We start from the raw sequence: 25,944 nt of genomic DNA on the forward strand, positions 1-25,944 counted from the left end.
TCGCACAGACCGCGTCCTTCGAATTCCCGCCCGATCCTACTGGTCGAGGAAATCACGCAAGGTCTGCGAACGCGATGGGTGGCGCAGTTTGGACATCGTCTTCGACTCGATCTGTCGAATACGCTCACGTGTGACGCCGTAGACCCGGCCGATATCGTCCAGGGTCTTGGGCTGTCCGTCTTCCAGGCCGTAACGCATTTTGATCACGCCGGCTTCACGCGGGCTGAGGGTCTCAAGCACCTGCTTGAACTGCTCCTGCAGCAGGGAGAAGGCAACGGCATCCGATGGTGCGATGGCATCGGTGTCTTCGATGAGATCGCCGAATTCAGAATCGCCATCCTCGCCGAGCGGCGTATGCAGGGAAATCGGTTCACGCCCGTATTTCTGGACTTCCTGAACCTTCTCCACCGGCATATCCAATTCACGGGCCAGCTCGTCCGGCGTGGGCTCACGACCCAGATCCTGCAGCATCTGACGCTGCACACGCGAAAGCTTGTTGATGACCTCGACCATGTGGACAGGAACGCGGATCGTCCTCGCCTGGTCAGCCATGGCGCGGGTGATGGCCTGCCGGATCCACCATGTGGCGTAGGTGGAGAACTTGAAGCCCTTCTTCCAATCGAATTTCTCGACTGCGCGAATCAAACCGAGATTGCCCTCCTGGATCAGATCCAGGAACAGCATGCCTCGTCCGGTGTAGCGTTTGGCCAGGGAGACCACGAGCCTCAGGTTGGCCTCCAGAAGATGATCCTTGGCTTTCTTGCCGTCCGAAGACGCCCACTTCAACTCACGGCGGCGTTTGAACTCCAGGGATTCCCCATCGGTGTCCAGGATATGCTGCGCGAACAGACCGGCCTCGATGCGTTCGGAGAGATCGACCTCCTGTTCGGCATTGAGCAGACTGACCCGGCCTATTTGCTTCAGATAATCCTTCACCGGATCGGCGGTGGCCCCTGAAGCCACCACACGACGCTTCGGATTGCCCGAAGGAACGGTGTTCTCATCGTCCTCGCTGTCATTGACGACGAAAGCGCCTTTGGCTTTGGCTACTTGCTCCGCCTGCTGCTTGCGGGAGTCGTCGTCACTGTCATCATCGTCATCGCTGTCATCATCATTCGACTCGTCATCCGTGTCTTCGTCACCGTCTTCAACGGTGTCATCGTCATTGTCGTCAGCATCATCATCGTTATCAAGCGTGTCGTCGATATCGTCAATGTCCTCTTCGTCGATTGACTCTTTTGACGTCTGCGCCGCTTTGCTCTTCTTGGCGCCACGCTTGGCGCCCGCGGCCTTCCTCTTCTTTGCAGGGGCCTTGGGAGTCTTCCGTTCGTCGGAGGATTCCTCAGAGGTGGTGGCGGAGACCTCGGCCGACGTCTGCTGTGATGTTGCCTCCGCAGCTGATGAAGCGGTCTTTGCGGACCGTGCCGGACTCTTCTTCGTGGAAGTGCTCTTGGTACGCCTGGCCCCAGTCCCCGATTTGGATGTTGTGGCTCGAGAGGCGGCTGCCTTCTTGCTTGTGGTCGACGTCACCGCGTTGTCGCCTGTGTTCTTCTCAGCCGTCGTATCCTTTGTGGCCAACTTATCCTCCTGGATGATCCTGCCCATGCGCCTAGCATCAAGGCGCACTTATGACAAGGGCAAATTGTCAACTAATAGAGTGAACCACCTTGCAAGGACGATTATTCCCGATTAGTCAAGATCGGAAGCCATTTGGATGGATATTCTGCTCCAGGGCGCAAATCACAATCGCGGCAAGGGTGCACCGCTCATCCAGTTCCAAGGCCTTCAAGGCATGGGCACGCGCGCCTGCCTCGCCAAGCCACCAGGAGATATATGCGATCATCGCCAGCGCCTGGACCCTGCATTCCTCCGGCACAGATGCGCAGATCGCCTTCAGCAGGACCAACCCGCGTCTGCAGCGGGACTGTGCCTGCGGGCTTTGCGGAGTATGGAAGACACGGTTCAGTGTGTCCGACATCACCCTGGCGTGTTCACTGCTGTGTGGCTGCGCTGCGATGTCCACGAGCATCCGTCTGGTCATCACCTGGCCTTCGGCCTTTCCCTCCCCCGTGCCGTATCCGGTCAACAGCGTGAGAATCAGCGCATCACGAATGGAGAGGACCTCATTGATGCCCACAATCAGATGCGCGACCCAGGAGGCATCGTCCAGGCTCGGTCTTTCCCTTCCCTCTTCGTATGCAATCCACGACAGCCATCCATCGAGCAGTGTGCCGCTCCAATGTTCCACCGCCTCGCGCCCACCGCATTGCCGACGCATATCCCTGAACTGCTGGCGGTAATCATCCATCTGATCCAGGCCTAAGGCGACCGGCAGGGGATCCACCGCCTCTTCCGGCACGGAGGGTCCTGTGCATGATCGGGCGCACGGCTCCTGACATGGCGCCGTATGCGCCCGGTGCACCCGCTGTTCATCTCGCTTCATGGTCATCTCGCCTCACTCGTGACATTCGCTGTTGTGTGTGCTTTCCCTGGCGGACTGCGTCCTCATCTTCAGGAAGATGCCTTGAACTATCCCAGCCGGACGGCATGCCATGCAGGTCGTCGGAGCCATGTGGTCGAATGTGCGTCTTCGCACAGTGCAATCAACCGGATCGCTGGTATATGCATTTGCACATGCTTGTGGATATTCTCATAGGTATGGACCCATCTGCAGATATCTCTGTCATCGAGTCTCGCATCGACCGTTTGGTGAAGCAATATACCGGTGCCATAGATGGAATGACGATTCCCCACCCCTGCGCGGCCGTGCTGAATTCAATCACCGAGCAGGCACGCATCTCCAGTCAGGGAGGCAAAAGGCTCAGAGCCCTGCTCACGCTCACGGCCTATGATGCCGCCTGCAGCTCCTATGGCGCGTCCATTCCAAAGGATTCCCAACGCCTGTGCGCCACCGATCTCGCATGCGCCATCGAAGTCTTCCAGACCGGCGCGCTGGTGCATGACGACATCATCGATGACTCCGATCTGAGGCGCGGCAAACCCTCCGCACACATCAATCTCGCATCGACCTTCGCGCATTGGACGAATCCTCTCCACCAGGTCCTTCAGGATGCATCGGGATCCGAAACCGTGGACACGTCGGCATTCGATTCGAGTGACAGCTCATACGGCAAAGGCCTCGGCATCATGTTGGGCGACATCCTGGCGACAGCAAGCATCGAAATCGCCAGGAATGCCTCCCAGACGCTGCCGAAGGCGCAGGAGATCATCGAGGCCTTCCTGACGATGCACCGTGAGGTTGAAATAGGTCAGGTTCTTGATCTCGGCGTTGAGCATGTTCCGCTGAACAACCCGACCCAGCTCGTCACCGCTTCGCTGGGGGTGTTCCGCTGGAAAACGGCCAGCTACACCACGATCGCCCCCATCGAGCTCGGCTTGCTGGCTGCTGGCGTGAAACAGGTCAAAGCCCATGCGGCGGCGCAGGGAATCGGCATGAGTCTGGGCCTGGCCTTCCAACTGGCCGATGATCTGCTTGACGTTGTCTCGGACAGCGAGCACACCGGCAAACCAGTGGGCGGCGATATCCGGGAGGGCAAGAGGACGGTGCTGCTCGCCGACGCACTGTCCAATGCCTCGGATGCAGACAGGGCATACCTGATCGCGGCCTATGAAAGCCGGAATCGTTCACCTGAGCAGGTCTCCCGGATCATCGGGCTATTCGATTCCACCGGTGCGATCGAGCGCTCACGCGAGCGTATAGGAAAATTGTGGCGATCCTCCCAGGTATCGCTCGCTGCGGCGGTGCAGACACTCAACCTGACCCCGGAGGCCGCCGACCGGCTCTACAATGCCTGTGCACGCTTCATCCCACCAGAGCTGCTGGAATCATGACCGAAGCAGTCACGACGTGGAATTTTCGACAAGACCAAAGGGACATCCGCCGCCTTTCGGCATGACCGACCGTAGGATACAAACATGAGCGAAGAGGGACTGCAGCCGCAAGGACTGGTTCTGGACGGCAGATACCGCATTATCAGGCGTATAGCCGAGGGCGGTATGGCGACCGTGTATGAGGCCTTGGATGAGCGCCTGTCCCGGCAGGTCGCGGTGAAGATCATGCATCTGCAGCTCGCCCAGGGACCGCATCGCGCCCAGTTCGTCGAACGCTTCTACCGTGAGGTGCGTTCGGCCGCGTCAATAGCAAGCCCCCACATCGTGCAGGTCTATGACAGTGGCGAGTATCAGGGCAGGAACTACCTCGTCATGGAATATGTGCGGGGTGTCAATCTGAGATACGAGATGAACATGCAAGGGACGTTCAGCGTTCACGAGACGCTGCGCATCATCTCGGAGACCCTGGAAGGATTGTCGGCAGCCCACGAAACAGGTGTGGTGCATCGCGACATCAAACCCGAGAACATCCTGCTCAACACCCGCGGGCACGTGCAGATCACCGATTTCGGATTGGCCAAGGCTGCCTCCCAGGCGACGCTTTCGACAACGGGAATGCTGCTGGGCACCGCCGCCTATCTGGCTCCCGAGATGATCGAGCTCAACCAGGCCACCAAACAGGGCGACCTGTATGCACTGGGCATCATCGCCTACGAGATGCTCAGCGGATCGGTTCCCTTCGCCAGCGACAATCCGGTGACATTGGCATTCAGGCACGTCCATGATGACGTCCCCCGCTTGGATACGGTCTGCGATGGGATCGATCCGAGCGTATCCGCAGTGATCGGGCATCTGTGCGAACGTGCGATGGAATCACGTCCGAAGGACGCGTATGAGGCTCTTCAGGAGATCAATGCGTGCAATGCCCGGCTCAGCCCCGATGCAGGATTGTTCAGGGTGCCGCCCTCTGACCGTCCCCAGTCCGAGAACACCGAAGCTACGGCTTTGCAGGCACGCCACCAGGAGACTGCGAGTATGGCCGTTCCGGTGCCCCCTGCCGCCGGCCAGGCGGAACATACGCAGCAGACGTCGACTTCCGGCCAGACAGTGGATTCCGGCCAAGGAATGGATTCCGACCAAACGGTCAATCTCGGTGCATGGGGAACGCATGACGGCGAAGGCGATACGCAGATCCGTCATGAATCCGCGATGGGCGCTCCCACCACACAGACCCCACGGAAACGGCGTCGCCCAGCACTCATCGCGGCGATTTCGGTATTCGCCGTACTGCTGCTATCAGGCGGAATCTTCTCCTGGTGGTATTTCCTTGGTCCCGGAAGCTATTGGACCGTCCCACAGCCGAATGACATCACCTGCACCAATGAGAGTGTGTGCAATCTTGCCGGTGCGGACTTCTCCAAGTACGAGAGCACACTCAAAGTCAGCGGCATCGCGTATTCGGTCAGCAAGGAATACAGCGATGCCGTCGCCAATGGCAGAATCATCTCCGCCAGTCCCGAAGCCGTCGGCTCCCATGTGAGCAAACGCGGAGGATCCCTGAAGATCGTCGTGTCCCAAGGGGTGAAGCAATCGACCATTCCGGAGGATATTCTCGATGCCACGAGCGAAGCGGGCAAAAAACCTCTGGAGGCGCTGAAGAACGCGGGATTCAGTGCCGTCTCCCACGATGAGGACAAGGACGAATACTCCCTGACCGTTCCGGAGGGCGCTGCCATCAGCGTCTCACCCGAACCCGGCACAACACTCGATCACAACGCCTCGGTGAGCATCGTGCTTTCCAAAGGTCCCAAACCCGTCAGCATGCCAGACATCACCGGCAGGTCAAAGGCCGCTGCCGAACAGCAGCTTGCGGAAGCCCAACTGAAGGTCACGTACACCGAGGATTGGTCGGACAGCGTGGAGAGCGGCAAAGTCGTGTCTGCCACACAGCAGGCCGGAGCCCAACTCCATTGGGGCGATGCGGTCACCGTGGTCATCTCCAAGGGCCCGCAGATGGTGACGATGCCCGACGTCCGGGGACAAAGCTCCGATGATGCCAGCAAGACGCTGAAGGCACTCGGATTCGAAGTGAAGATATCCGCGCCTCTGGGCGATCTCACCCACACCGTGCGTCTGCAGAGCCCTGATCCGGGGGCCTCCGTGCGCCTTCGAGACAGCAATGGAAAGGCCACGGTCGTAACGCTCACCGTGGTCTGAACTTCAATGGCATGGCCCATGCACAGGGCCATGCCGCCCCTTACTGCTGGTCGACCTTATCGGTCGCCTCTTCCAGCTGCTTCTTCTTGTTTTTCAGGACCTGTGCGTACATATCGACATATTCCTGTCCACTGAGCTTCTGGATGTCCTGCATCATGCGATCCGTCAGCTGCCTGAGCTGTTCACGGGTGACCTCATTGGCGGGTGTCTTGGGCACCGCTATCGCTTTGCCGAAAATAACCGAGGTACTGCCTTTGCCCGGAATCACCTTGCCGGGTCGTTGCAGCTCGCGTGAACCGATTATCGCCGTTGGAATAATCGGCGATCCGGTTTCGAATGCCAGACGGGCGACACCCGTATGCCCACGGAACAGGCGTCCATCGGGGCTTCTCGTCCCCTCAGGATGAATTCCGAAGAGATCCCCCGCATCAAGGATGTGCCGTGCCGTTTCCAGTGCGCCGAGGGCCTTCGATCCGCCCGAGCGGTCGACCGGGAACACACCGACCGACGTGAACCACCACTTTTTCAGGCGTCCTTTGATGCCTTTGCCGTTGAAATATTCGGCTTTGCCCATGAAACGAATCATGCGGGGACTGGAGATGGGCAGCAGGGCATCATCGATCACAGCCAGATGGTTGGATGCGATGATCGCGCCCCCATGCTCCGGAATGTTGTCCGTTCCCTCGACAGTGGGATGAAAACGCCTTCGTGCTACAGGACCCAGCAATTTCACGAAAAACCAATACAGCACGGTGCCTCCTGGCCAGCGATTGCCAACCGCTGCGGTTAGAGTAGGGATATGACCGACCACAAGAATAGCAATCCTTCGGACGAGCAGCCAAACCCGCAGCCGCATGATGGCGCTTCCAACAGCGGCCCGACCTCGAATCACGCATCCGATGCCGATGATTGGTCCGCATTCCTCGATGCGCACGCGGATGATATCTCCTCGGTGGAACGGTCACGCGATGCCAGACGATTCGAGAAGAAAGCCCAGAAGGCTCAGAAGAAGGCCGCACTGAGCGTCAATGATCTTAAATCCTCGGCCTTCACCGGACCGGCCCGGGGCTCGGGCCCCCGCGATTTCGAAGGGCGAAGCTGGCTGGATACCGACGACGTGATGGATCAGGGCAGTTCCTTCACTCCCCCCAACCCGGAGCTCGGTCCCATGCGTTTCGGGGTACTGGCATTTTCGATCATGTGCATCCTGGCTCTCGTCGCCTTCGCGGTGGCGATACTCGTGCCGCAGTGGTCCGGAACCGTAGGCACCGTGGGCGGGATCCTGATGCTGATCGGCGGGGTCGGTCTCTTCACGCAGCTGCGCGGTCACCGGCAGACCAGAAGCGATGCCTTCGACGATGGTGCCAGGGTATAGGCAGTCGCGGTCACAACATCAAGGTGATGCGGGGCCAACCACCACGCATCACCTCACTGCAATACGCTTCTATGCCTGCACCTTGGACTGCGCCGTGGCAATCCACCGTTGCAGCAGCTCTTGTGCCGCCCCATCGGCGATGGCCTGCCCCGCCAAGGCATAGGCCTCGGTGAAGCGTTCCGTCAACGATGCGGAGGCGTCACTGAGCAGATGGGCGTCCGCCACGATGGCCGAAGCCGCATTGAGCAGGGCTGTGGTCCTGGAGGGTACGTCCTTGCCGGCAACGAAGTCCCTCATCACCTGGGCATTGAACTCCGGCTCTCCCCCGCGCAGATCCGCAACGGTGATGCGTTCGAGTCCCAACTCCTTCGTGGGATCGAATTCGCTGGTCGAGACCTTGCCGTCACTGACTTCCCAGAGTGAGACCGGCCCCGTCGGAGCCATCTCGTCCAGGCCCTCGGATGATGTGTACACGAGGCCGCTTTGCCCGCGTCTGGCGAATACATCGGCCATCATCGGACTCAGCCTTCGATCTGCGCACCCGATCGCCACATGGCTTGGATGCGCCGGATTCGTCAGCGGACCCAGGACGTTGAAGACGGTGGGAATGCCCAGCGCCGAACGCACCGGTCCCACAAAGCGCATGGACGGGTGGAAGGTCTTCGCGAAGGCGAAGGTGATACCCACCTCATCCCCGACCTCGGCGACGGCCTCCGGATCGAGGTCAAGAGGCAGGCCGAGGGATTCCAGGCAATCCGCGGTACCGCTTTTGCTGCTGGCCGCGCGGTTGCCGTGCTTCACGATCTTGACGCCTGCCGCCGCGGCGACGATGGCTCCCATCGTGGAAAGGTTGACGGTCGACGCACCATCGCCACCCGTGCCGACGATGTCCGTGGTCTCGCCACTCACCGGCAGGGCTTTGGCATGCGACACCATGGCTTTCGCCGCTCCCGCCACCTCTTCGCTGTCAAGCCCCAAGGTCTGCATGGCGGCCAGGGTCGCGCCGACAGCCACGGGATCGGCGTTGCCGCTCATCAGCTCATCCACGAACCAGTACGATTGCTCCGCACTCAGTCGTGTGCCTGTGACCAAGGTCGTCAGAATCGCCTTCCAGGTGAAGGGCTCAACCATTATTCCTCCTAGATGCTGCCGGATACCTCATGCCTACTCATGACGAGCATTCGCTGCCATTCTAATGCCACTTCATTACTGCGAGTCCGCATATGGACATCATGCGGGAATAAAAAAACCGGCTGGCAGCAACGCGAATATCGCATCGTTACCAGCCGGCAGTCAACGGGCTACTCGTTCTGTCCGTGGCACATCTTGTACTTGCGACCCGAACCGCAGGGGCAAGGCGCGTTGCGCGAGGTACCGGGGAAGGTGCGTCCATCGGACCACGGTGTGCGCAGTTCCTCTTCCTTCGGACGCTTGTTCGCAGGGACCTTCTGCTCCGCGTGGCTCAGGGGCTTGGGGCCGACGACGGATCCCTCCTGAGCTTCTTCATCGGCGGATGCGTCATCCTTCGGCTCGGCGAGCTCGGATGCCGCTGATTGCTCATCCGCATCCTCATCGCTGCCGTCAGGATCCTCGGGGGCGTTGAAGGTCAAGGTTTCGGCCGCATCATCACCCTCGGTGGCGCCACCTTCACCCAGGCTCTCACGTGCCTGGTCAACCGCGGCATCCTCATCGCTCTCCGAATTCAGATCCTCGGTTTTGGCGATCTGATCGATGTCGACGTTGAAGAGCAGCTGGATGCTTTCCTCTTTGATCGCTTCGATCATCGAGTTGTACATCTGGTATCCCTCACGCTGGTATTCCACCAGAGGATCGCGCTGGCCCATGCCGCGCAGCCCTATGCCGTCCTTGAGGTAATCCATCTCGTACAGATGCTCGCGCCATTTGCGGTCGAGCACGGCCAGCACCACACGGCGTTCGAGCTGGCGTGTGCCTTCCGATCCGAGCGCTTCCTCGCGGTTCGCGTACTGTTCCTTGGCATCGTCGACGATGGCCTGATGCAATTGCTCCGCTGCCTTGTCACCCTTCAGCGAGGCGATCGAATCCTTGGTCTCCTCCTCGTCGATGCCGATCGGGTAGATGGAGGAAAGCGCCTTCCACAGTCCTTCATAATCCCAGGTCGCGGGCTTGTCCGAGCCCTTCCTGGCGCCACGGATATACGAAGTGGCGATATCCGATATGAAGCGCTCGATATCATCATGGATGTCTTCGCCCTTGAGCACCGCCTGGCGCTCTTCGTAGATCACCGTGCGCTGCTTGTTCATCACATCGTCATACTTGAGGACGTTCTTGCGGATTTCGAAGTTGCGTGACTCGACGGCCTTCTGCGCATTGCGCACACCCTTCGAAACGCTCTTCGACTCGATGGGCTCGCCTTCGGGCAGTCCCTTGGACATCACTCTGGCGACAAGCTGCGTGTTGAACAGACGCATCAGGTCATCCTCAAGGCTGAGGTAGAAGCGGGATTCACCGGGATCACCCTGGCGGCCCGAACGGCCTCTCAGCTGGTTGTCGATACGACGCGACTCATGGCGTTCGGTACCGAGCACATACATGCCACCGAGCTTGACGACCTCTTCATGCTCGTCCTTGACCTGCTCCTTGACGGCCTCAAGGGTCTCGGGCCAGAGCCTCTCATAATCCTCGGGGGTGTCCTCGGCGGAGTATCCATCGGCACGCAGCTTCTGATCGGCGAGGAACTCGGTGTTGCCACCGAGCATGATATCCGTTCCTCGTCCGGCCATATTCGTCGCGACGGTCACGGCACCCTTGCGTCCGGCCACAGCCACGACAGAAGCCTCCTTGGCATGCTGCTTGGCGTTGAGCACCTGATGGGGGATCTCAGCGACATCAAGCAGTGTGGAGACGACCTCGGAGGATTCGACGGAGGCCGTGCCGAGCAGCACCGGCTGCCCTGTGGCATGGCGTTTCGCCACATCCTTGACGATCGCGGAAAGCTTTTCCTTCTTGGTGCGGAAGATCAGATCATCCTGATCCTTGCGGACCATCGGACGGTTCGTGGGGATCGGCAGCACACCGAGCTTGTATGTGCCCATGAACTCGGCGGCCTCGGTCTCTGCGGTACCGGTCATGCCTGCGAGTTTGTCGTACATACGGAAGTAGTTCTGCAGCGTGATGGTCGCGAAGGTCTGGTTCTCGGCCTTGACCTCAACGCTTTCCTTCGCTTCGATGGCCTGGTGAAGACCCTCGTTGTAGCGACGGCCGGACAGGATACGACCGGTGTGCTCATCGACGATCAGCACCTCCCCACCCTGGACGACGTAGTCGCGGTCACGCAGGAAGAGCTCCTTGGCCTTGATCGCGTTGTTCAGATATCCGATGAGGGCGGTGTTGCTGGGCTCATAGAGGTTGTCGATACCGAGGTAATCCTCGATCTTGCCGATTCCCGAATCCAGGATGCCGACGACCTTCTTCTTCTCGTCGACCTCATAATCCTCGTCGCGCATCAGCTTGGGAACCAGGCGGGCGAACTGGCGGTACCAGCGGGTCACATCGCCCTCAGCCGGGCCTGAGATGATCAGAGGCGTACGCGCCTCATCGATCAGGATGGAATCGACCTCGTCGACTATGGCGAAGTTATGGCCGCGCTGGACCAGATCGGCTTTCTCCCAGGCCATATTGTCGCGGAGATAATCGAATCCGAATTCGTTGTTCGTGCCGTAGGTGATGTCGGCCTCATACTGCTTGCGACGTTCCTGGGGTTTCTGATCGGTTACGATGCAGCCGACCGTCATACCGAGGAAACGGAAGATTCGGCCCATGAGCTCCGACTGGTAGCTGGCAAGGTAGTCGTTGACCGTGACCACGTGAACGCCCTTGCCGCTCAAGGCATTGAGATAACTCGGCAGCGTGGCGACCAGGGTCTTGCCTTCACCGGTTTTCATCTCGGCGATGTTGCCCCAGTGCAGGGCGGCTCCACCCATGAGCTGCACATCGAAATGACGTTGGCCGAGGGTCCTCCTGGATACCTCACGAACCGTGGCGAAGGCCTCGGGCATGATCGAATCGAGAGATTCACCCTTCTCGATGCGTTTCCTGAATTTAGGAGTCTGAGCCTTCAACTCTTCATCGCTCATTGCTTTGATGTCATCTTCCAAAGCATTGACCGCGGTGGCCACGCCTTGGAGCTTACGAAGCTGGTGCCCTTCGCCGATACGGAGGACTTTATCCAGGATTGCTACCACGTTTCGCTCCCTAATATGCTACCTATTGCACAGGCATTGCCCAACGCTAGAGCGCCGGGCACAAACTTCGTCCATGATACTCGAATGCTGCGATTTACACTACTTGCACACGCCAGTCGTGCATGGCATCCAGGCACGCGCAGAGCACGGCTTTGGCGTGTGGCGACCCACGGTGCCGAGAACGCCACCCTACGACGGATCCCCACACATGATGCGGCCGCGTCCATTCGCACAATGAATACGATGCGCGTGGACGCGGCCGCGATGTCCGACAGCGGGGTCGGGTTAGTGCCTTTCGGCCCCCTCACGCCTGCGGTGTCTGATGATCATGACCAGAGCCGCCATGCAGGCCAGACCTGTCGCAAGCACCGCCGCGACAAGGGCATTGGCACCGGTTCTGGGGAGTGCACCGGAGAGCACCTTCCCGGAGACGTCCTGCGCATCGGCTGCAGCCGCCTGCCCGGCCGAGTCCCCGCCCTTCCCGGATGTTCCCGGTTCCTTGCCATTGCTGCTCCCACCGACCGTGACAAGCCCGCCGAGGGCCTTCTGCAAGCCCGTGAGGGCGGCATCGACCTGCTCCTGCGTTGAGGAGGCATCGGATAGGACCGCCTGCGCACGCTGCAGGGCGGCAGTGAGAACACGCCATGAATCGGCCGTATAGGCTGTGCTCTGCAAGGCGGATGCCTTGTCCACCGCATCCTTGAGCGCGGAGGTATCCACCGTGCCCTTGCCCGCGTCGATTCTTACGCTTCGCGTCTGGGACACCGAGGGTTGCAGCTCTTCGAATCCGAGGTACTCGGCACGGATCGTGTGCTTCCCATCCTGCAGATCGGCGGGGATCGGCATCGTCGCCTGGTAGCTTCCCGACACCCCTTTGAGCTCCTGTTTCCCTATGCTGGCGCCATCGACGAAGAATTCAACGGAACCCGCCAATTCACCGTTGTCCGCTGCGGATACAGTCGCATGCACCTGCTGACCGGCTGTCACCAGCTGGTCTTCCTCAACACCAGGATCCGTCGTGGTGGCAACGTCAGGGACCGCCGTGCCTGTGAAGGAGGCGTATTCCGAGGCCGTCAGACCAAGCGCGGAACCGTGGCGTATCTTCGCCCCGCCATTGAGATTCATCGCCCCCGCATAGGTCCATTCCTGATTCGCATCACCTTCGGTGACGATGTCATCGGTCACCAGCGGCATATATCCGGGGCCACCGTAGTCATCCACGAAGAGCATGTATTGTGAGCCGGCGACACCCGGAACCGAGGATGACGAGATGCCGCTGTCCCCATCGTTGATCTCCATGATCGAAGGACCTTCGACGTATCTGGCGGCATCCTTGTTGGATGTCGTATTCCACAGCTGCTCCTGGATCATGCACCAGCTCTGAGGATCCGTCAGCACGGTGCAATACCGGGGAGAGGAGTCCGAGTAGTCGAGAACGGCCTGAAGGTTTTTGGACTTCTCCACGAAGATGTCCTTCTGCGCTCCGAATTGGGTGTCCTCCGCCTTGGTGAAGCGGTAGTAGTAGCCGTCCTCCCCCTTGGCGACGGTGGAGTCGATCCGGGCTTTTCCTGAATCCTGCCAGACCTTCGCCTGGGTGAAATTCACGAAATCCTTGGTGGTGGCCATCATCACACGCGAACCGCACCAGGCGGATTCTCCTGAATACCGGGAAGGCTGGCACACGGTATGGGCGGCATCCGCATACAAGCGCGAAGACCAATACACCACATACTCCCCCGCTTCATCATCCCAATACGCCTCCGGGGCCCAAGTCATGCCGGCGAGATCCGAGGACACCTTGACATGCCGCTGCTCGCCCCAGTTCACCAGATCCGTCGATTCCCATATCTCCAGATACAGGGAGCCCTTCGACTGGGCATCCCCCCAACTCGTGCGGCCTATCTGCAGATCGGTGGCGAGCATATAGAACTTGCCGCCGTCCTGGGAACGCATGATGAAGGGGTCTCGTAGCCCCTCATCACCGTATGTGGAGCTCAGCACCGCCTGGCCATTGTTCACAGGCGACCAGTCAAGAATGTTGTTCCCGTTGGATTTCGAGAAAAAGATCTTCTGACCGGCGGCGTTGTCACCGGTGAAGTACGCGAACATGTATCCCGTTTTCGGTGCGATTCTCGACTTGGCCTTCACCGTCGAGGGGATGTCGCGGGACGCCGAAACCCCATCCACCGTCGCCGAGAGTCTCAGCACTGCGGGTATGTCCTGTGCGCCGTAGGCCGGCTGATCGACCTTCAGGGCATCCAAGGTATCGGAATCCCCTGAATCCACGACGCGCATGCCCGTTCCGCCGGCCGTGACCTCCCAATCCACCGGCGTGCCATCCGCCAGCGTCTTCGGCAGGGAGGCATCAGCGGTCAGCTCACTGAGATAGTTGGCATCGAAGGCATCCAGCCGCTGTTGCAGCGACACCTTGGGCGTCGTTATCTCCACGTTGTCCAACACGCCGGAAAAGTACTCACCGGACACCCAGTTGGCCTTGCCGAGTTGCACGATCCCGCCGGATGAACCAAGTATCGAGGTCAGGGCTTGACTCGCGGTGGGTGTCTTCTGAGCAAGCAATTCACCGTTGACGTAGAGCTCGGTGATGTCATTCGTTATTCGCAGTTCGATATGACGCCATCCGGCGGTGATGCCGCTTACGGAGGGACTACCCGAGTTGTCGCGTGAACCGCTGTTGTTCCAGCGCTGGACCCCTGTCTGGGTGGCACGTTCATTCACGGCCAGATAATGCTCATTCGGATAGCTGGGGGCCGTGGCATCCCTCGACGCGTAAAAGGCCCAGCCTTGGCTTTCCGCGCTTGCCGCCGTATACACGTCATAGGAGATGGTCACATCATCAAGCCCCGCCAGCAGCGGCGTACCATCGCTTTTCACCACATTGAGCCATTGCCCGTCCGCGAAGCTCAGAGCCTGCGACCCATCTCCTTCGTAGCCGTTGCTCACGGAGACATCCGCGGCCTTGGCCAGGGTCGCCTTCGCCGAACCCGTCGAATCCTCGATCGCACCGGTCTGGCCGGATGAGAGCTCGTTGAAGTCGAAACTCGCCAAAACGCTGTGCTCCGTCTCGTCGGCCGCATATGCGGTGCCGGAAACCGCCACACCGGAAATCATGACGGCGACCGCCATGCCACCGCTCGCCACCAGTCGGAACGCCTGTCTGAGGGGACGATGCCTCGCCCCGCCTACTTGAACAACCATGAATGCCCTCTCCTTTGCTGATAAGCCCCATTGCTTCTGCAAGCTGCCTTCGGGAATACGATGATCTCGGTTTTTTCCTTGCATATGACGGATTCACCCATGAAGTCCGCATCAACTCGCATCCCTTACCATGAAAGCTGCTGGCACCAATACGGTCAACAACCCACGGTAACGATTCCATAACAGTATGCCGACGCACGCCGATCGATCCATCACGGCGTGCAGGTGGTGCACCGGGTACGCGGCGCACCACCTGCGATCTCGGCTCAACGGCGGCGATGTCTACGCACCGTCAATATGGCGAGCGCCCCCAATCCAAGCAGGACAACGACACCATATGAGATGACGAGTGTGCTCGCGCCGCTTTTCGCCAGCGGACCGAGAACACGGCCGGAGACTGCAGGGTCCGCACCAGAGGATGCACCATCCCGCGACCCGTCAGGCGAAGGCGAAGCGGGCTCCGTGACCTTGGGGTCATCGCTGACCTTCACCAGATCCTTGATCGCGGCGAGCAGCGAGGCGGTGGCGGCATCAAGCCGCTCCTGCGTCGCCTCCTCATCGGCGAGCGCCGTGCGGGCATCATCCAACGCGGCGAGCAGCGCCGACCATGAACCGGCCGTGTAATCGCTCTGCTGCAATCCTGTGGCCTGGTTGATCGCGGTGCGCAAGCCTTCCCTGTCGGCATCCTCCGGGGGCAGCAGACCGTCCACGGTGACGACGAAGGAGGTCGACACCGGCGGAAGCGAGGCCTTCAGCGTGACGGTGACGGTTTTGTTTCCGGCGGTGAGCGCTTCGAAACCGGAGAGCTCATACTCGTCGGGATCCAACGGGGATACCGATCCATCGCTGTAGGTGGCGCTCACCACGAGTCCGGTCGTGTCGATCGCCACCGCGCCCACCGTATAGTTCGTTTTGACAGGCATGCTGGTGACCGCAATGGATGTGACCACCACAGGCGCAGGGGTGTCGTCGTCCTGGAGCATCACCGTGTACCTTCTGCTGCTCAGATCGTCAGCGGTGACGATGACCGTCACCACACCGTTCTGGACCGTCACGTCGGAATCCGCCGTGCTGTCACTCGTCGATACGGCCACATCATCGCTCGTGATCCGACTGACATCGTCGACCGTGAGGGTCTGCGTCTCCTTGGAGACATCAAGATCCACACCGCCCACACTCAGGGATCTGAGCGTGGCATCGTTCTCCTTCACCGTGCTTGCCCCCACCCCGAGCAATGTCGGCGTCACGGGCTTGAACAGGCCTTCGTCATCCAGTTCGAGTTTGTCTATCGCCGTTTCCCGGTGATACCCCAGGCCTGAAGTGTAGAAGCCGAGAGGTGTGTAGAAGCGGTGGTACACGATGTAGAGATCATCGCCGTTCTCCATGATCGAATGATGGGCCGTTCCCTTGAGATCATTGGCATTGTCCTTCTGCAGCAGAACGTATTTGTAGGTGATGGCACCGTTGAGGGTGTCCGATACACCGTAATTGACCCGATAGTTCTCGCTGCCGGTATCATCCACGGACCATGTCCAATGGTATTTGCCGGCGATCCTGTTCACGGTCACCGCTTCCCGGAAATCAGTCAGACCGGAGAGCTTGCGAACGCTGCCGGGGACGATGCTTGTCATGTCATCCCCGAGCTGAGCTATGGCGGCTGAGCCGTTACCGTAGAGGATGTAGGAGACCCCGTCATCATCGGTGAAGATCGAGGGGTCGATGGCTTGCCCCACGCTGACGCCCTCCATGCTTGCGGTGATCAGAGGCTGTTCGGATGGCAGGAACGGCCCGGCCGGGTTGTCGGCGACGGCGACGCCGATCGCCGAAGTGCCGCTGGGCAGTTTCGCGCAGTAGTAGTAATAGTATTTGCCGTTCTTCTTCTCGATTGTCGGGGCCCATGCCGAACCCACCGACCACGGTGATTTGACGTAATCGTTATCGGCGTCCCTGTTGACATCGAGAATCACACCCTCATCCGTCCAATTGACCATATCCGTGGAGGACCAGGCGTGGAATTGCGTGCCGCTCCAGGAACTGAAACCATCGGTTGTCGGGTATATCCAGAATTTGCCATCGAAGACATCGGCATCGGGATCCGCATATTGGCCCGGAAGGACCGGGTTGTTCGCCACCGTCACGCCGAGGGTCCAGCTTTCGCTCCTGTTCCCCCTGTTCACGACGATCGTGGCATCGCCATCATTGACGTCAACGGCGCCGCCATTGGTGAAGCCCTCACCATTGACGCTCGCTATTGTGGCGGCGGCCCCATTCAGACTGAGCGTGACCGGCACCGCGGACAGATCCGTGCCTTTGCGCACGTACGCACTGATCGTCTTCGTCTTGGCGTCGATTGTGCTGGTGATCGCGGTATGGCTGTCAGTACCGGTCACACTCGTGCTTTCGGGGACGGAACCGACCTGCGCCCCGATCAGGATCTCGGCATCGTCATCGATGAGCTCCTCGTCACTCAGCGCCCGGTCGTGGATAACAAGATTGTCGATCTTTCCATTGAAGTACTCCCCGGCTGTCGTCCAGTTCGCCTTGCCCACCTGAAGCACGCCTCCGCTCTGGCCGAGGATCGCACTCAGGGCGTGCGCCGAGTCGATGGCATCGTTGCTTGCCTTGAGTACCCCATCCACATACAGCTTCGTCGTGCTGTTGCTGACCACCAGATCGACATGCTTCCATACGCTGCTGCCTGTTGTGGACACATTCCCGTTGTTGGCGCGCCCTGATGCGAAGCGTTCGACGCTGATGGAGGAGGACTCGTCCATCACACCCAGATAGTTCTCCGCGTTGTATACCGCGGCATCGCTGTTTGGAGCTGCGAACAACGCCCACTTGCCCGACCCGACCAGGGAATCATAGGAGAAGGTCACCTCATCATGACCGGCCAACAGTGCCGTCCCATCGGCTGCGGTGACGTTCAACCACACCTTGTTGTTCAGATCGGCTGCCGTGGTGCCGTCCAAGGTGTTTTGGGCCGTGGATACCGTGCCGTTCACGGTGGCTTTCGCCCCGCCGGTGGCGTCATTGATGGATGCCGCTCCTGCGGTGAGGTCGTTGAAATCGAAATCGGCGAGTACGCCTTCCTCGGATCCATCGTCGGACGCCAGTTCCTCGCTGCTCAAAGCCCTGTTCCAGACCTTCACATCGTCAATCGATCCTTTGAAATATCCATCCGCGGCGTAGAAGGATTTGCCCAGATACGCCATGAGATCCGTACCCAACCAGTTAACGGGATTCGAGCTGATATTGCTGCCGATCAGTGCGCCATCGGAGTAGACCTGTTGTGTACGCTCGTTGAAGACGACCGTGATCGTATGCCATCCGCTTCCGATATTCGCGGTGACGGCATCCTCATAGCCACTCGACCCCTTGGTGATCGCGCTCCTGACATCCCCACCCGAACGATTGCGCAGCATGTAATACTGTTGGGAGTTCTTGCCGAAGGCGAAGGTGAAGAAATTACCCGTCTGAGCGCTGTTGACCTTCATCTGCACGGTGAGCTGGGATTTGCCATCGAAGAGGCCTGTGGGGAATTCGGCATAGCCGCCCGTACTGCCGTCAAGGGACAGCACATCGGATTGCAGATCCTGATCCCCTTGCGTGGTAGTGGCACCATGCATCGTCAGTGCGTTGTCACCACAGGAATCCGCCCCTACGTCCGATTCGTCGTCGAAGGTGTAGCACGCTTGCGGACCCGATCCGGCTGCGGCGGGTTCGGCGGCTTCGGTGTATTGGGTGACGAAGGCGGATTCCAAGGCCTTGCGCTCGGCGGCGGTGACGGAGATGATGCCACCGTGGCGTTTTTTGATGGCGTCCCAGTTGAAGTCGGTGAAGTCGACATCCCATGTGCTGGGATCTTCGATATCCGTGAATCGGAATGGACGGTATCCTGCGTTTTTGCCATATTGATCCGCGATCAGCGCGTACACCGGCTTGCCATCCTCGGTGGTGCGATCGTCAGGATTGTATGTCACCCACTCGAAGCCTTCCACACCACCGATCGCGCTGAGCTGACTCGCCCCGACGAAATCGGACAGTTTGCCGACGGACACCCATTGGTCATCCGAAGTCCGTTCGGTGACCAGGCCTGTTGTCGGTACGTCGATGCGTTTGGATTTCTCGATGTTCAGATCACCGTCGCCCGAGATGCGGTAGTACCAATCGCCGATCTTGATGATGCTCACATCGATGACCGAATTGCTCCTGTCGATCCACAGCTCCGGTTTCGAGAAGCTTCTGAAATCGCGGGTTGTGGAGATGTACATATTCAGGCTGTCGCCGAGGTTGTCAGCGGGGCAGGAATTCCAGCAGTTCGTCGCCCAATAGATGAAGTATTGGCCCGTCGCCTCATCCCACCACGCCTCGGGTGCCCACATCTTCTCGACATCACCCAGGGGTGCGGCGAGCTCACTGAGGAAAGGCCCCTCCCAATGCTTGAGATCGGTTGATTCCCAGGTCTGGATCTTGGTCGACATCGGCCCGCCCCAGCCCTGGGTGGCGACTTCCAGATCCGTCGCGATGATGTAGAACTTGTCCCCTTCAGGTGATCGGATCAAGAAGGGATCGCGCACCCCCTGCTTGCCCACATCCGTGGTCAGTGAAGGACTGGTGTCGTCGTTGCTCAGGTCAAGCCAGTAATCGCCGTCCTCGGAAGTGGCGAAATAGATATTCTCCTTCTCACCGGTGTTATCGGCGAAGTAGGCGAACATGTAGTCGCTGAGGTCGCTCTGGGACGGTTTGTCATAAGCGGCTTTGACGGTCAGTGCGAATTCGCGCTTCGCGGCCGTGCCGGGAATCGAAGCGGACAAGGTGACCTGCTGATCACTCGCACCACGCGTCACCACCCCTGCGGCCTTGCCGCCCTGGGCCATGTCCGTGATCACCGTCTCGTTGTCCGAAGACCAGGTTATCGAGAATCCGTGGCTGGTCACATCAGGCAGGGTCAGATTAGTACGAACATCGTCGGGATTCAGCAGCTCGACCGCCTCCAGATCGGATTGCGCCAGATCGTCATTGCTGGGAATCGTGACCGATATCCTTTGCGTGGCCGTGACACCGAAGATATTGACGGTCGCCGTCAACTCGGCCGAAGCCGCCTGCTGCGATGGGTACTGTTGCAGCACGGCTGTCGAGCCCTCCTTGATGACCAGCACATCCTCGTTCGAGGAGGTGTAGCTGACCAAGCCGCCGTACGTATCCAAAGCGGTCTCTTCGGCGGTGAGCGTCAGACTTGTGGAAATCCGGGCGGCCACTGCCGCCGCTCGCAGCGCCAGGTGATCGTTGGGCACTGTGACCTTGAAGTTGTCGATGCTGCCGTTGAAGTACTCTCCGTTCACCCAATTGGCACGTCCCAGCTGCAGCACGCCACCTGTGGAGCCGAGAATGGACGAGAGCGCCTGGGCCTCGGTCGGCGTCTTCTGATCGACCAGCTCGCCGTTGATATACAACGCCGTGCTGTCATTGGAAACCTTCAGATCGATATGACGCCAGCCAGCGGCGACGCCGCTTGCCGACGGGCTTCCGGTGTTGTCACGTGAACCGCTGTTATTCCAACGTTGCACCGTCACCCGATCACTACGGTCGATGACCGACAGATAATGCTCGTTCGGATACGACTGGGCGTTGGCGTCCCTTGCGGCGAACAGACTCCAAGCTTGGCTGTCGGATGTGGCTGCCGACAGCACATCATAGGAGAAGGTCACCTCATCAAGCCCTGCCAGCAGAGCGCTCCCATCACTCTTGGTGATGTTCAGCCACTGGCTGTTGCCGAACGCCAGGGCCTGCGAACCATCACCCTGATACTCATTCACCGTAGGGGCGTTGGCGGATTTCGCGAGCGTCGCCTTCGCGATGCCCGTCGAATCCTCCAAGGTGCCGCTCTGCCCCTGCACGACGTCGTCGAAGTTGAAGTCCGCGATGGTCACATCGGCCGTGTCCTCCTCCTGCGCGGAGGCCACCTGGGGTGCAACGGCCATCGAAAGCAAGGTGGCGGCTCCCAGAACCGCTCCAAGCGCCCGTTTGCCCCATCGCCGTATATCCGCTGCGAGCGCGTTGCTGTTTTCAGTCATCATTGACCTTTCCTTCATCGTGATTGATCCTTCGGATCTTGCTTCACCACTCTTGATTCCCTTTGGCGGTATACAGTCGGCGCATCAGGATTCATGGCTTCGTCATCGCAGCCCTGAATTCGCCGGTGCGTGGGTTTCGAGCAGACCTCCCCGAAGCGTCTGCGCACCTGGTATTCACTCCTGTTTATGTACCCCTGGTATCAACGCCTGTGTATCGACGTCTGCATATCCATGTCTGTGTGAACCCGGCATCTCCGTCCTTGCCCTGCCGCCTCCCTCATCAATGCTGCCGCCTTCGATATCAACGCCGGAGCTTCATGTGCACCGAGGCGCTGAGATGGAGTTAATCTATCACGCTGAATGTTCTCTCCTTGGGCGCGGATTTCAACGAATCTTCGCCTTGCTCACTGACGGATCATGCTTGATTCCTTGGAATTCCGGCATTCTGGGATGCGTGGAGATTCTTGTGTGCCCTTTGGTTATGCAGATAACGATTCGATAACAGTTTGATCCGACACCGAAACGCACACCGCGAATGCAGGGTATGGGCTGTTGCGGCCTTTGATTCCATCGTCCACACTGTGGAACAATGCCGACCGAAAGCGTGCCTGCGGAGATGCCCTGGCCCCGGAGGGCCAAGCCATCCGGCTTGGACCATACGATCGTTCGGAGCAAAGCAAGAACCCCCGCACATCACCATGTGCGGGGGTTCTTCACGATTCTTGTCGATCAGGGTCCAATCGGCGGACCTTGACGACAACAATCCAGGTATTCGAGGTTTCAGGCCTCAGCGTTCTCCGGGGTGTCGATTTCGAAGACGCCGTAGCTCCAACCGTGACGGTGGTACACCACCGAGGGACGTCCGGTCTCCTTGTTCACGAAGAGGAAGAAGTCGTGACCGATCAGTTCCATCTCATACAGGGCCTCATCAATGCTCATCGGTTCGGCGATGTGGAGCTTGCGACGGATGACGATAGGCGTATCCCCGACCTGGACCTCGACAGACTCGCCTGGGGCCAGCTCGCTGGCAACGGCCGCTTCCGGGCTGTTATTCGGCTCGTCCTCCTGGGCTGTCTCCTCCGGGGTGGTCGGCAGGACCGCGCCCATATCGACCGGCACCGGGTTGAGGTAGCCACGCCTGTGGTCCTTGCGGCGGTCACGGGCCCGGCGAAGACGCAGGGTCAGCTTGTCGAGTGCCATATCCAAAGCGCTGAATTCATCGGTGCTTGACGCTTCGGCACGAACCACCGTGCGGCCTGCGATCACGGTTATTTCCACACGTTTCGCTGTATCAGCCTGGCGTGGGTTGCCTTCATGGGTCAATACGATCTGAGCACGCTGGGCATCGGGAGCGATGGCGGTCACACGATTCAATTTGGTGTCCACCACGTCACGGAACCTCTGCTTAATTTGCGTGTGGCGACCTGTTACGACGTTCTCCATGTGAACCTCCTTGGATCAAGCGGCAGAGCCGCTGTGTGTGGTGAGCGGCGCCTTCACCGCTCGGGTAACTCATATTGTAACCGACTGAGATTCAACATCCGCGGAGCGCAAAGCCCAAATGCCCGGAAATTTCAACAAGTCAGACGGTACGCTTCGATTCCTGCCGCAGCTTGCCTCCGTACCGTGAGCCTTGTTCCACTCACTGGTAATATATGATGGTTGAGACCTCTTGATGGCCGCGGCGTGAACCTGGAACAAGCGATTGGGAAGGGTTGGCGCTGAGGAACTTCCGGGCTCCATAGAGCACGATGGCGGATAACGTCCGCCCAGGGTGACCTGAGAGATAGCGCAGCAGAGAACAGACCGCCCGGGCCTGAAGGTGACTTCAGCCCAGGTAAGGGTGAAACGGCGGTGTAAGAGACCACCGGGCCGCTGGTAACAGCAGGCCGCATGGCAAGCCTCATCGGGAGCAAGGCCAAGCAGAAGGCGTTAAGGGCTGCTCGCCCGTGCCTTCGGGTAGGCTGCTAGAGCTTGATGGCAACATCAAGTCGAGATGGATGGCCATCCATCCTGCAAAGGATGACAGAACCCGGGGTAGAAGAGGTCTCAACCACACTTCTTGGTGATTCTTCGATCATGCCGCCGCATATGTGCAGCCATTGGGCTTCCGGGCATGGATATCCCTGGATTCACGGTGCCGCACTAACATCACATATGCAGGGCAGCGGGCCATATCCCGCTTCATACGAAGAGATCGTCGAAGACCTTGCGCAGCGTGTCAGGGCTATGACCTTTTCGCCCTCCCGCACTCCACAATCTACGCATCCGGACCTTGCGCTCCAGACCGTGGGTTCTCCGCTCGACGCTACGGCCGAGCTCATAAGCAGCATCGACGAAGTCCCCACGCTGCGCCGCCTCTTCGATGAGCCGCGCGGCGAGGGTCGCCTCCACACCCTTGCGTGACATCTCCATGCGGACGCCACGCTCCCCCATGTCACGTTGCAGGCAATAGCGCATCAGATCCTCAGCGTAGGCCTCGTCGTCGAGCAGACCCAACTGTTGCAGGCGACATATGACCGCGTCGACGGTCTCCTCTTCGTAGCCTTTGCCGATCAGACGTTTCGCCAGATCCGAGGATGAACGCTGTGCGGCGTCCAGGGAACGCAACGCCGACTCCTTGCATGCGTCAAAACGCTCATCATCCGACCGATCCATCGCATCGCTCCCGCTGGATCCCGAGGCTGTGGACAGCTCCGTATCCATACCCACCTGGCCAAGAAACTCATCAGCGGAAATCATGAAACCTCATTTCAGGAACAGCTGTGACCTTCACGCATGCATCGTGTCTTCGATCACTTGGACTCGTTGCCCTCATCGGCCGTGGCGTCCGACCCGGCGTGTTGCTGAGCGTTCTCCTGTCCATCGCCCGAGGCATCGCTTTGGGCGTCACCTTCCGCCGCCTCGTCCTCCGGCTTCGGAATCAGACCGAACTCCATCTTGACGCGATCCTCTATCTCATTGGTCAGCTCAACATTGTCCTTGAGGAAGTGACGCACATTCTCACGTCCCTGTCCGAGCTGGTCGCCGTCATAGGTGAACCATGAACCCGACTTCTTCACGATATTGGTCTGCAGGGCCATATCCAGCACAGAGCCCTCACGAGAGATGCCCTCGCCATAGAGCATGTCGAATTCAGCGGATTTGAAAGGCGGTGCCATCTTGTTCTTCACGACCTTCACCCTGGTGCGGTTGCCGACCGCCTCATCGCCATTCTTCAGGGTCTGGATTCTTCTGATGTCAAGACGGACCGAGGAATAGAATTTCAGGGCCTTGCCACCGGTTGTGGTTTCAGGGCTTCCGAAGAACACACCGATCTTCTCCCTCAACTGGTTGATGAAGATCGCCGTGGTGTTCGCCTGCGCCAGGGCTCCTGTGATCTTGCGCAGCGCCTGACTCATCAGACGCGCCTGCAATCCGACATGGCTGTCTCCCATGTCACCCTCGATTTCGGCTTTCGGCACCAGTGCCGCGACCGAATCGATAACGATGATGTCCAAAGCACCTGAGCGGATCAGCATGTCGGCGATCTCCAGGGCCTGCTCGCCGTTATCAGGCTGCGAGATGATCAGGGAATCGGTATCGACACCCAGTTTCCGCGCATACTCAGGATCCAAGGCGTGCTCGGCATCGATGAACGCCGCCACGCCGCCGTTACGTTGGGCGTTGGCCACCGCGTGAAGCGTCAACGTCGTCTTGCCGGAGGATTCCGGACCGTAGATCTCAACGACCCTCCCCCTGGGAAGGCCTCCGATGCCCAGGGCCATATCCAAAGCCAGGGAGCCTGTTGGAATCACTTCGACGTTTTGCACCGGGCGATCGCCAAGACGCATGGCTGAACCCTTGCCGAAGTTCTTTTCCACTTGCGCAAGCGCCGTATCAAGCGCAGCCTGGCGTCGAGATTGAATATCGCTTTCGGCGTCTTTCTTCGATGCGCGGGCGCTTGTATGTTGTGCCATCTGGCCTCTCCTTGCTCATCCAACTGATCTGACAGTACACACCATAGAGCCGAATCGGAGCACAACAGTTATGCCACACACCTTGTGGTCGAACATGCTTCATACTGCCGGACGGTGATTAACTGAACTCAGGGCATGACTATACCCGAACATTTGTTCGAATACAAATACCCGTGGCCATTTCTGACGATACGGCCACGGCTGCCTTCACCGTGCAGGCATAGGCGGGGCATTATGATCCTTGCCCCAACGTGTTGAATCCGGTATATCCATCTGGTCGCACAATACGTTCCAGACCGTCCGAGGCTCGACGCCCGCATCCAAGGCCTCAACCACCGTGAGGGAATCCAACTCATTCAGCCGTTGGTCCCTCGATAGGCTCCGTCCATATCCACGCCCGAAAACCTCTTCGAGCAACTCCCAGAACTCCCGTTCTCTCACCGACGGAACCCTCCCATGTTGATGGCAGCCGCCTCGGCAGCCACCGTATTATTCATCAGTCCTGCAATGATTCAATGTAGTCCGCGACCATACGCAGCATCTGGGACACACTCACGCCGAGCGCCTCAGCGATCGAGCTCAGCAGCTCGGAGCTGGCCTCCTTCTGGCCTCGCTCGACCTCGGAGAGGTAACCGAGCGAAACGCCGGCGTTCTCACTGACCTCACGCAGGGTCTTGTGATCCTTGGTCCTCAAGTCGCGCAACACATGACCGATGGCCTCGCGCAACGACACCTGATGCGTACCCGCATAGGCCTCCTCGCTGCTTCCGGCAGCAGCGGGCATCGAGCGCGCGTCGCCGCCCTCCTCCTGCATCCACATGCGTGCGAGGGCCGCCTGACGCTCATCTTTGGCCTTCTTGGCCGCCCTGGCCCTGATTACCTGCTGTTGCGCAAACAGCACCGCCCGACGCTGTGCCGGCGTCAGATCCCTGACGCGTGCCGCGCCTTCATGCACATTGTTCGTCTGTAGTTCGAAAGAATCCTCGGTGTGTCGCAACACTGTCTGATTATTAGCCATCACGTGC

At 59.4% G+C, this 25,944-nt stretch carries 15 protein-coding genes and 1 other RNA gene; 4 read left to right on the top strand and 12 right to left on the bottom strand.

What is annotated here, in order from left to right:
- Positions 1–36: 36 nt before the first annotated feature.
- Positions 37–1,578: an RNA polymerase sigma factor gene (locus BPSY_RS09275; protein ID WP_274518468.1), complete on the bottom strand. Its 1,542-nt coding sequence runs from the start codon at positions 1,576–1,578 to the stop codon at positions 37–39.
- Between the two features lie 115 nt (positions 1,579–1,693).
- Positions 1,694–2,359: a hypothetical protein gene (locus BPSY_RS09280; RefSeq protein ID WP_034886811.1), complete on the bottom strand. Its 666-nt coding sequence runs from the start codon at positions 2,357–2,359 to the stop codon at positions 1,694–1,696.
- A 299-nt stretch (positions 2,360–2,658) separates the two neighbouring features.
- Here BPSY_RS09280 and BPSY_RS09285 point away from each other — a divergent pair, with 299 nt between their 5' ends.
- Together BPSY_RS09285 and BPSY_RS09290 are read left to right on the top strand one after the other, a co-directional pair.
- Entirely contained in the window at positions 2,659–3,852 is a 1,194-nt protein-coding gene (locus BPSY_RS09285) for a polyprenyl synthetase family protein (RefSeq protein ID WP_033495450.1), read from the top strand.
- Positions 3,853–3,936: 84 nt separating this feature from the next.
- Positions 3,937–6,069, top strand: a complete 2,133-nt coding sequence (locus tag BPSY_RS09290) for a Stk1 family PASTA domain-containing Ser/Thr kinase (RefSeq protein ID WP_033495245.1) — start codon at positions 3,937–3,939, stop codon at positions 6,067–6,069.
- A 40-nt stretch (positions 6,070–6,109) separates the two neighbouring features.
- Here the strand turns inward: BPSY_RS09290 and BPSY_RS09295 are convergent, their stop codons facing one another.
- On the bottom strand, positions 6,110–6,820 hold the full coding sequence (locus BPSY_RS09295; RefSeq protein WP_033495243.1) for a lysophospholipid acyltransferase family protein: 711 nt from the start codon (positions 6,818–6,820) through the stop codon (positions 6,110–6,112).
- 48 nt (positions 6,821–6,868) lie between these two features.
- Between BPSY_RS09295 and BPSY_RS09300 the strand changes: the two genes are divergently transcribed.
- The gene (locus BPSY_RS09300; RefSeq protein WP_033495241.1) at positions 6,869–7,444 is read left to right on the top strand and encodes a hypothetical protein; all 576 of its coding nucleotides are present in this window, start codon (positions 6,869–6,871) and stop codon (positions 7,442–7,444) included.
- 69 nt (positions 7,445–7,513) lie between these two features.
- On the opposite strand, the gene trpD is transcribed toward BPSY_RS09300, so the two are convergent.
- The 5 genes from trpD to hpf all read right to left on the bottom strand — a co-directional run bounded on the left by trpD (position 7,514) and on the right by hpf (position 22,403).
- Entirely contained in the window at positions 7,514–8,575 is a 1,062-nt protein-coding gene (gene trpD, locus BPSY_RS09305) for an anthranilate phosphoribosyltransferase (protein ID WP_033495238.1), read from the bottom strand.
- A gap of 170 nt (positions 8,576–8,745) precedes the next feature.
- Positions 8,746–11,667, bottom strand: coding sequence for a preprotein translocase subunit SecA (gene secA / locus BPSY_RS09310; protein WP_033495236.1), 2,922 nt, complete (start codon positions 11,665–11,667; stop codon positions 8,746–8,748).
- Between the two features lie 285 nt (positions 11,668–11,952).
- Positions 11,953–14,883: an Ig-like domain repeat protein gene (locus BPSY_RS11180; protein ID WP_160247969.1), complete on the bottom strand. Its 2,931-nt coding sequence runs from the start codon at positions 14,881–14,883 to the stop codon at positions 11,953–11,955.
- A 266-nt stretch (positions 14,884–15,149) separates the two neighbouring features.
- On the bottom strand, positions 15,150–20,963 hold the full coding sequence (locus BPSY_RS11185) for a family 43 glycosylhydrolase (protein ID WP_051921894.1): 5,814 nt from the start codon (positions 20,961–20,963) through the stop codon (positions 15,150–15,152).
- 777 nt (positions 20,964–21,740) lie between these two features.
- A complete protein-coding gene (gene hpf, locus BPSY_RS09330) occupies positions 21,741–22,403 on the bottom strand; it encodes a ribosome hibernation-promoting factor, HPF/YfiA family (RefSeq protein ID WP_033495234.1) in 663 nt (220 codons plus the stop codon).
- Between the two features lie 220 nt (positions 22,404–22,623).
- On the opposite strand from hpf, the gene rnpB reads away from it, so the two are divergent.
- An RNA gene (gene rnpB / locus BPSY_RS11250) (RNase P RNA component class A) lies at positions 22,624–23,016 on the top strand.
- A gap of 128 nt (positions 23,017–23,144) precedes the next feature.
- On the opposite strand, the gene BPSY_RS09335 is transcribed toward rnpB, so the two are convergent.
- The 4 genes from BPSY_RS09335 to BPSY_RS09345 all read right to left on the bottom strand — a co-directional run bounded on the left by BPSY_RS09335 (position 23,145) and on the right by BPSY_RS09345 (position 25,937).
- On the bottom strand, positions 23,145–23,702 hold the full coding sequence (locus BPSY_RS09335) for a regulatory protein RecX (protein WP_081884378.1): 558 nt from the start codon (positions 23,700–23,702) through the stop codon (positions 23,145–23,147).
- Between the two features lie 53 nt (positions 23,703–23,755).
- Positions 23,756–24,919, bottom strand: coding sequence for a recombinase RecA (gene recA, locus BPSY_RS09340; RefSeq protein WP_033495232.1), 1,164 nt, complete (start codon positions 24,917–24,919; stop codon positions 23,756–23,758).
- 207 nt (positions 24,920–25,126) lie between these two features.
- Complete coding sequence (locus BPSY_RS11480) at positions 25,127–25,360, bottom strand: DUF3046 domain-containing protein (RefSeq protein ID WP_081884379.1); 234 nt, start codon at positions 25,358–25,360, stop codon at positions 25,127–25,129.
- A gap of 55 nt (positions 25,361–25,415) precedes the next feature.
- The gene (locus BPSY_RS09345) at positions 25,416–25,937 is read right to left on the bottom strand and encodes a helix-turn-helix domain-containing protein (RefSeq protein WP_033495230.1); all 522 of its coding nucleotides are present in this window, start codon (positions 25,935–25,937) and stop codon (positions 25,416–25,418) included.
- Positions 25,938–25,944: the final 7 nt, after the last annotated feature.

Origin of the sequence: Bifidobacterium psychraerophilum (assembly GCF_000741705.1) — a bacterium.
In the GTDB taxonomy this organism is placed as follows: domain Bacteria; phylum Actinomycetota; class Actinomycetes; order Actinomycetales; family Bifidobacteriaceae; genus Bombiscardovia; species Bombiscardovia psychraerophila.

Bases quoted from the DNA above. Each gene is read 5' to 3' on its own strand.
- BPSY_RS09285 (WP_033495450.1), top strand. From the start codon at position 2,659: ATGGACCCATCTGCAGATATCTCTGTCATCGAGTCTCGCATCGACCGT.
- BPSY_RS09290 (WP_033495245.1), top strand. From the start codon at position 3,937: ATGAGCGAAGAGGGACTGCAGCCGCAAGGACTGGTTCTGGACGGCAGA.
- BPSY_RS09300 (WP_033495241.1), top strand. From the start codon at position 6,869: ATGACCGACCACAAGAATAGCAATCCTTCGGACGAGCAGCCAAACCCG.
- trpD (WP_033495238.1), bottom strand. From the start codon at position 8,575: ATGGTTGAGCCCTTCACCTGGAAGGCGATTCTGACGACCTTGGTCACA.
- BPSY_RS11180 (WP_160247969.1), bottom strand. From the start codon at position 14,883: ATGGTTGTTCAAGTAGGCGGGGCGAGGCATCGTCCCCTCAGACAGGCG.
- BPSY_RS11185 (WP_051921894.1), bottom strand. From the start codon at position 20,963: ATGATGACTGAAAACAGCAACGCGCTCGCAGCGGATATACGGCGATGG.
- hpf (WP_033495234.1), bottom strand. From the start codon at position 22,403: ATGGAGAACGTCGTAACAGGTCGCCACACGCAAATTAAGCAGAGGTTC.
- BPSY_RS09335 (WP_081884378.1), bottom strand. From the start codon at position 23,702: ATGATTTCCGCTGATGAGTTTCTTGGCCAGGTGGGTATGGATACGGAG.
- recA (WP_033495232.1), bottom strand. From the start codon at position 24,919: ATGGCACAACATACAAGCGCCCGCGCATCGAAGAAAGACGCCGAAAGC.
- BPSY_RS09345 (WP_033495230.1), bottom strand. From the start codon at position 25,937: ATGGCTAATAATCAGACAGTGTTGCGACACACCGAGGATTCTTTCGAA.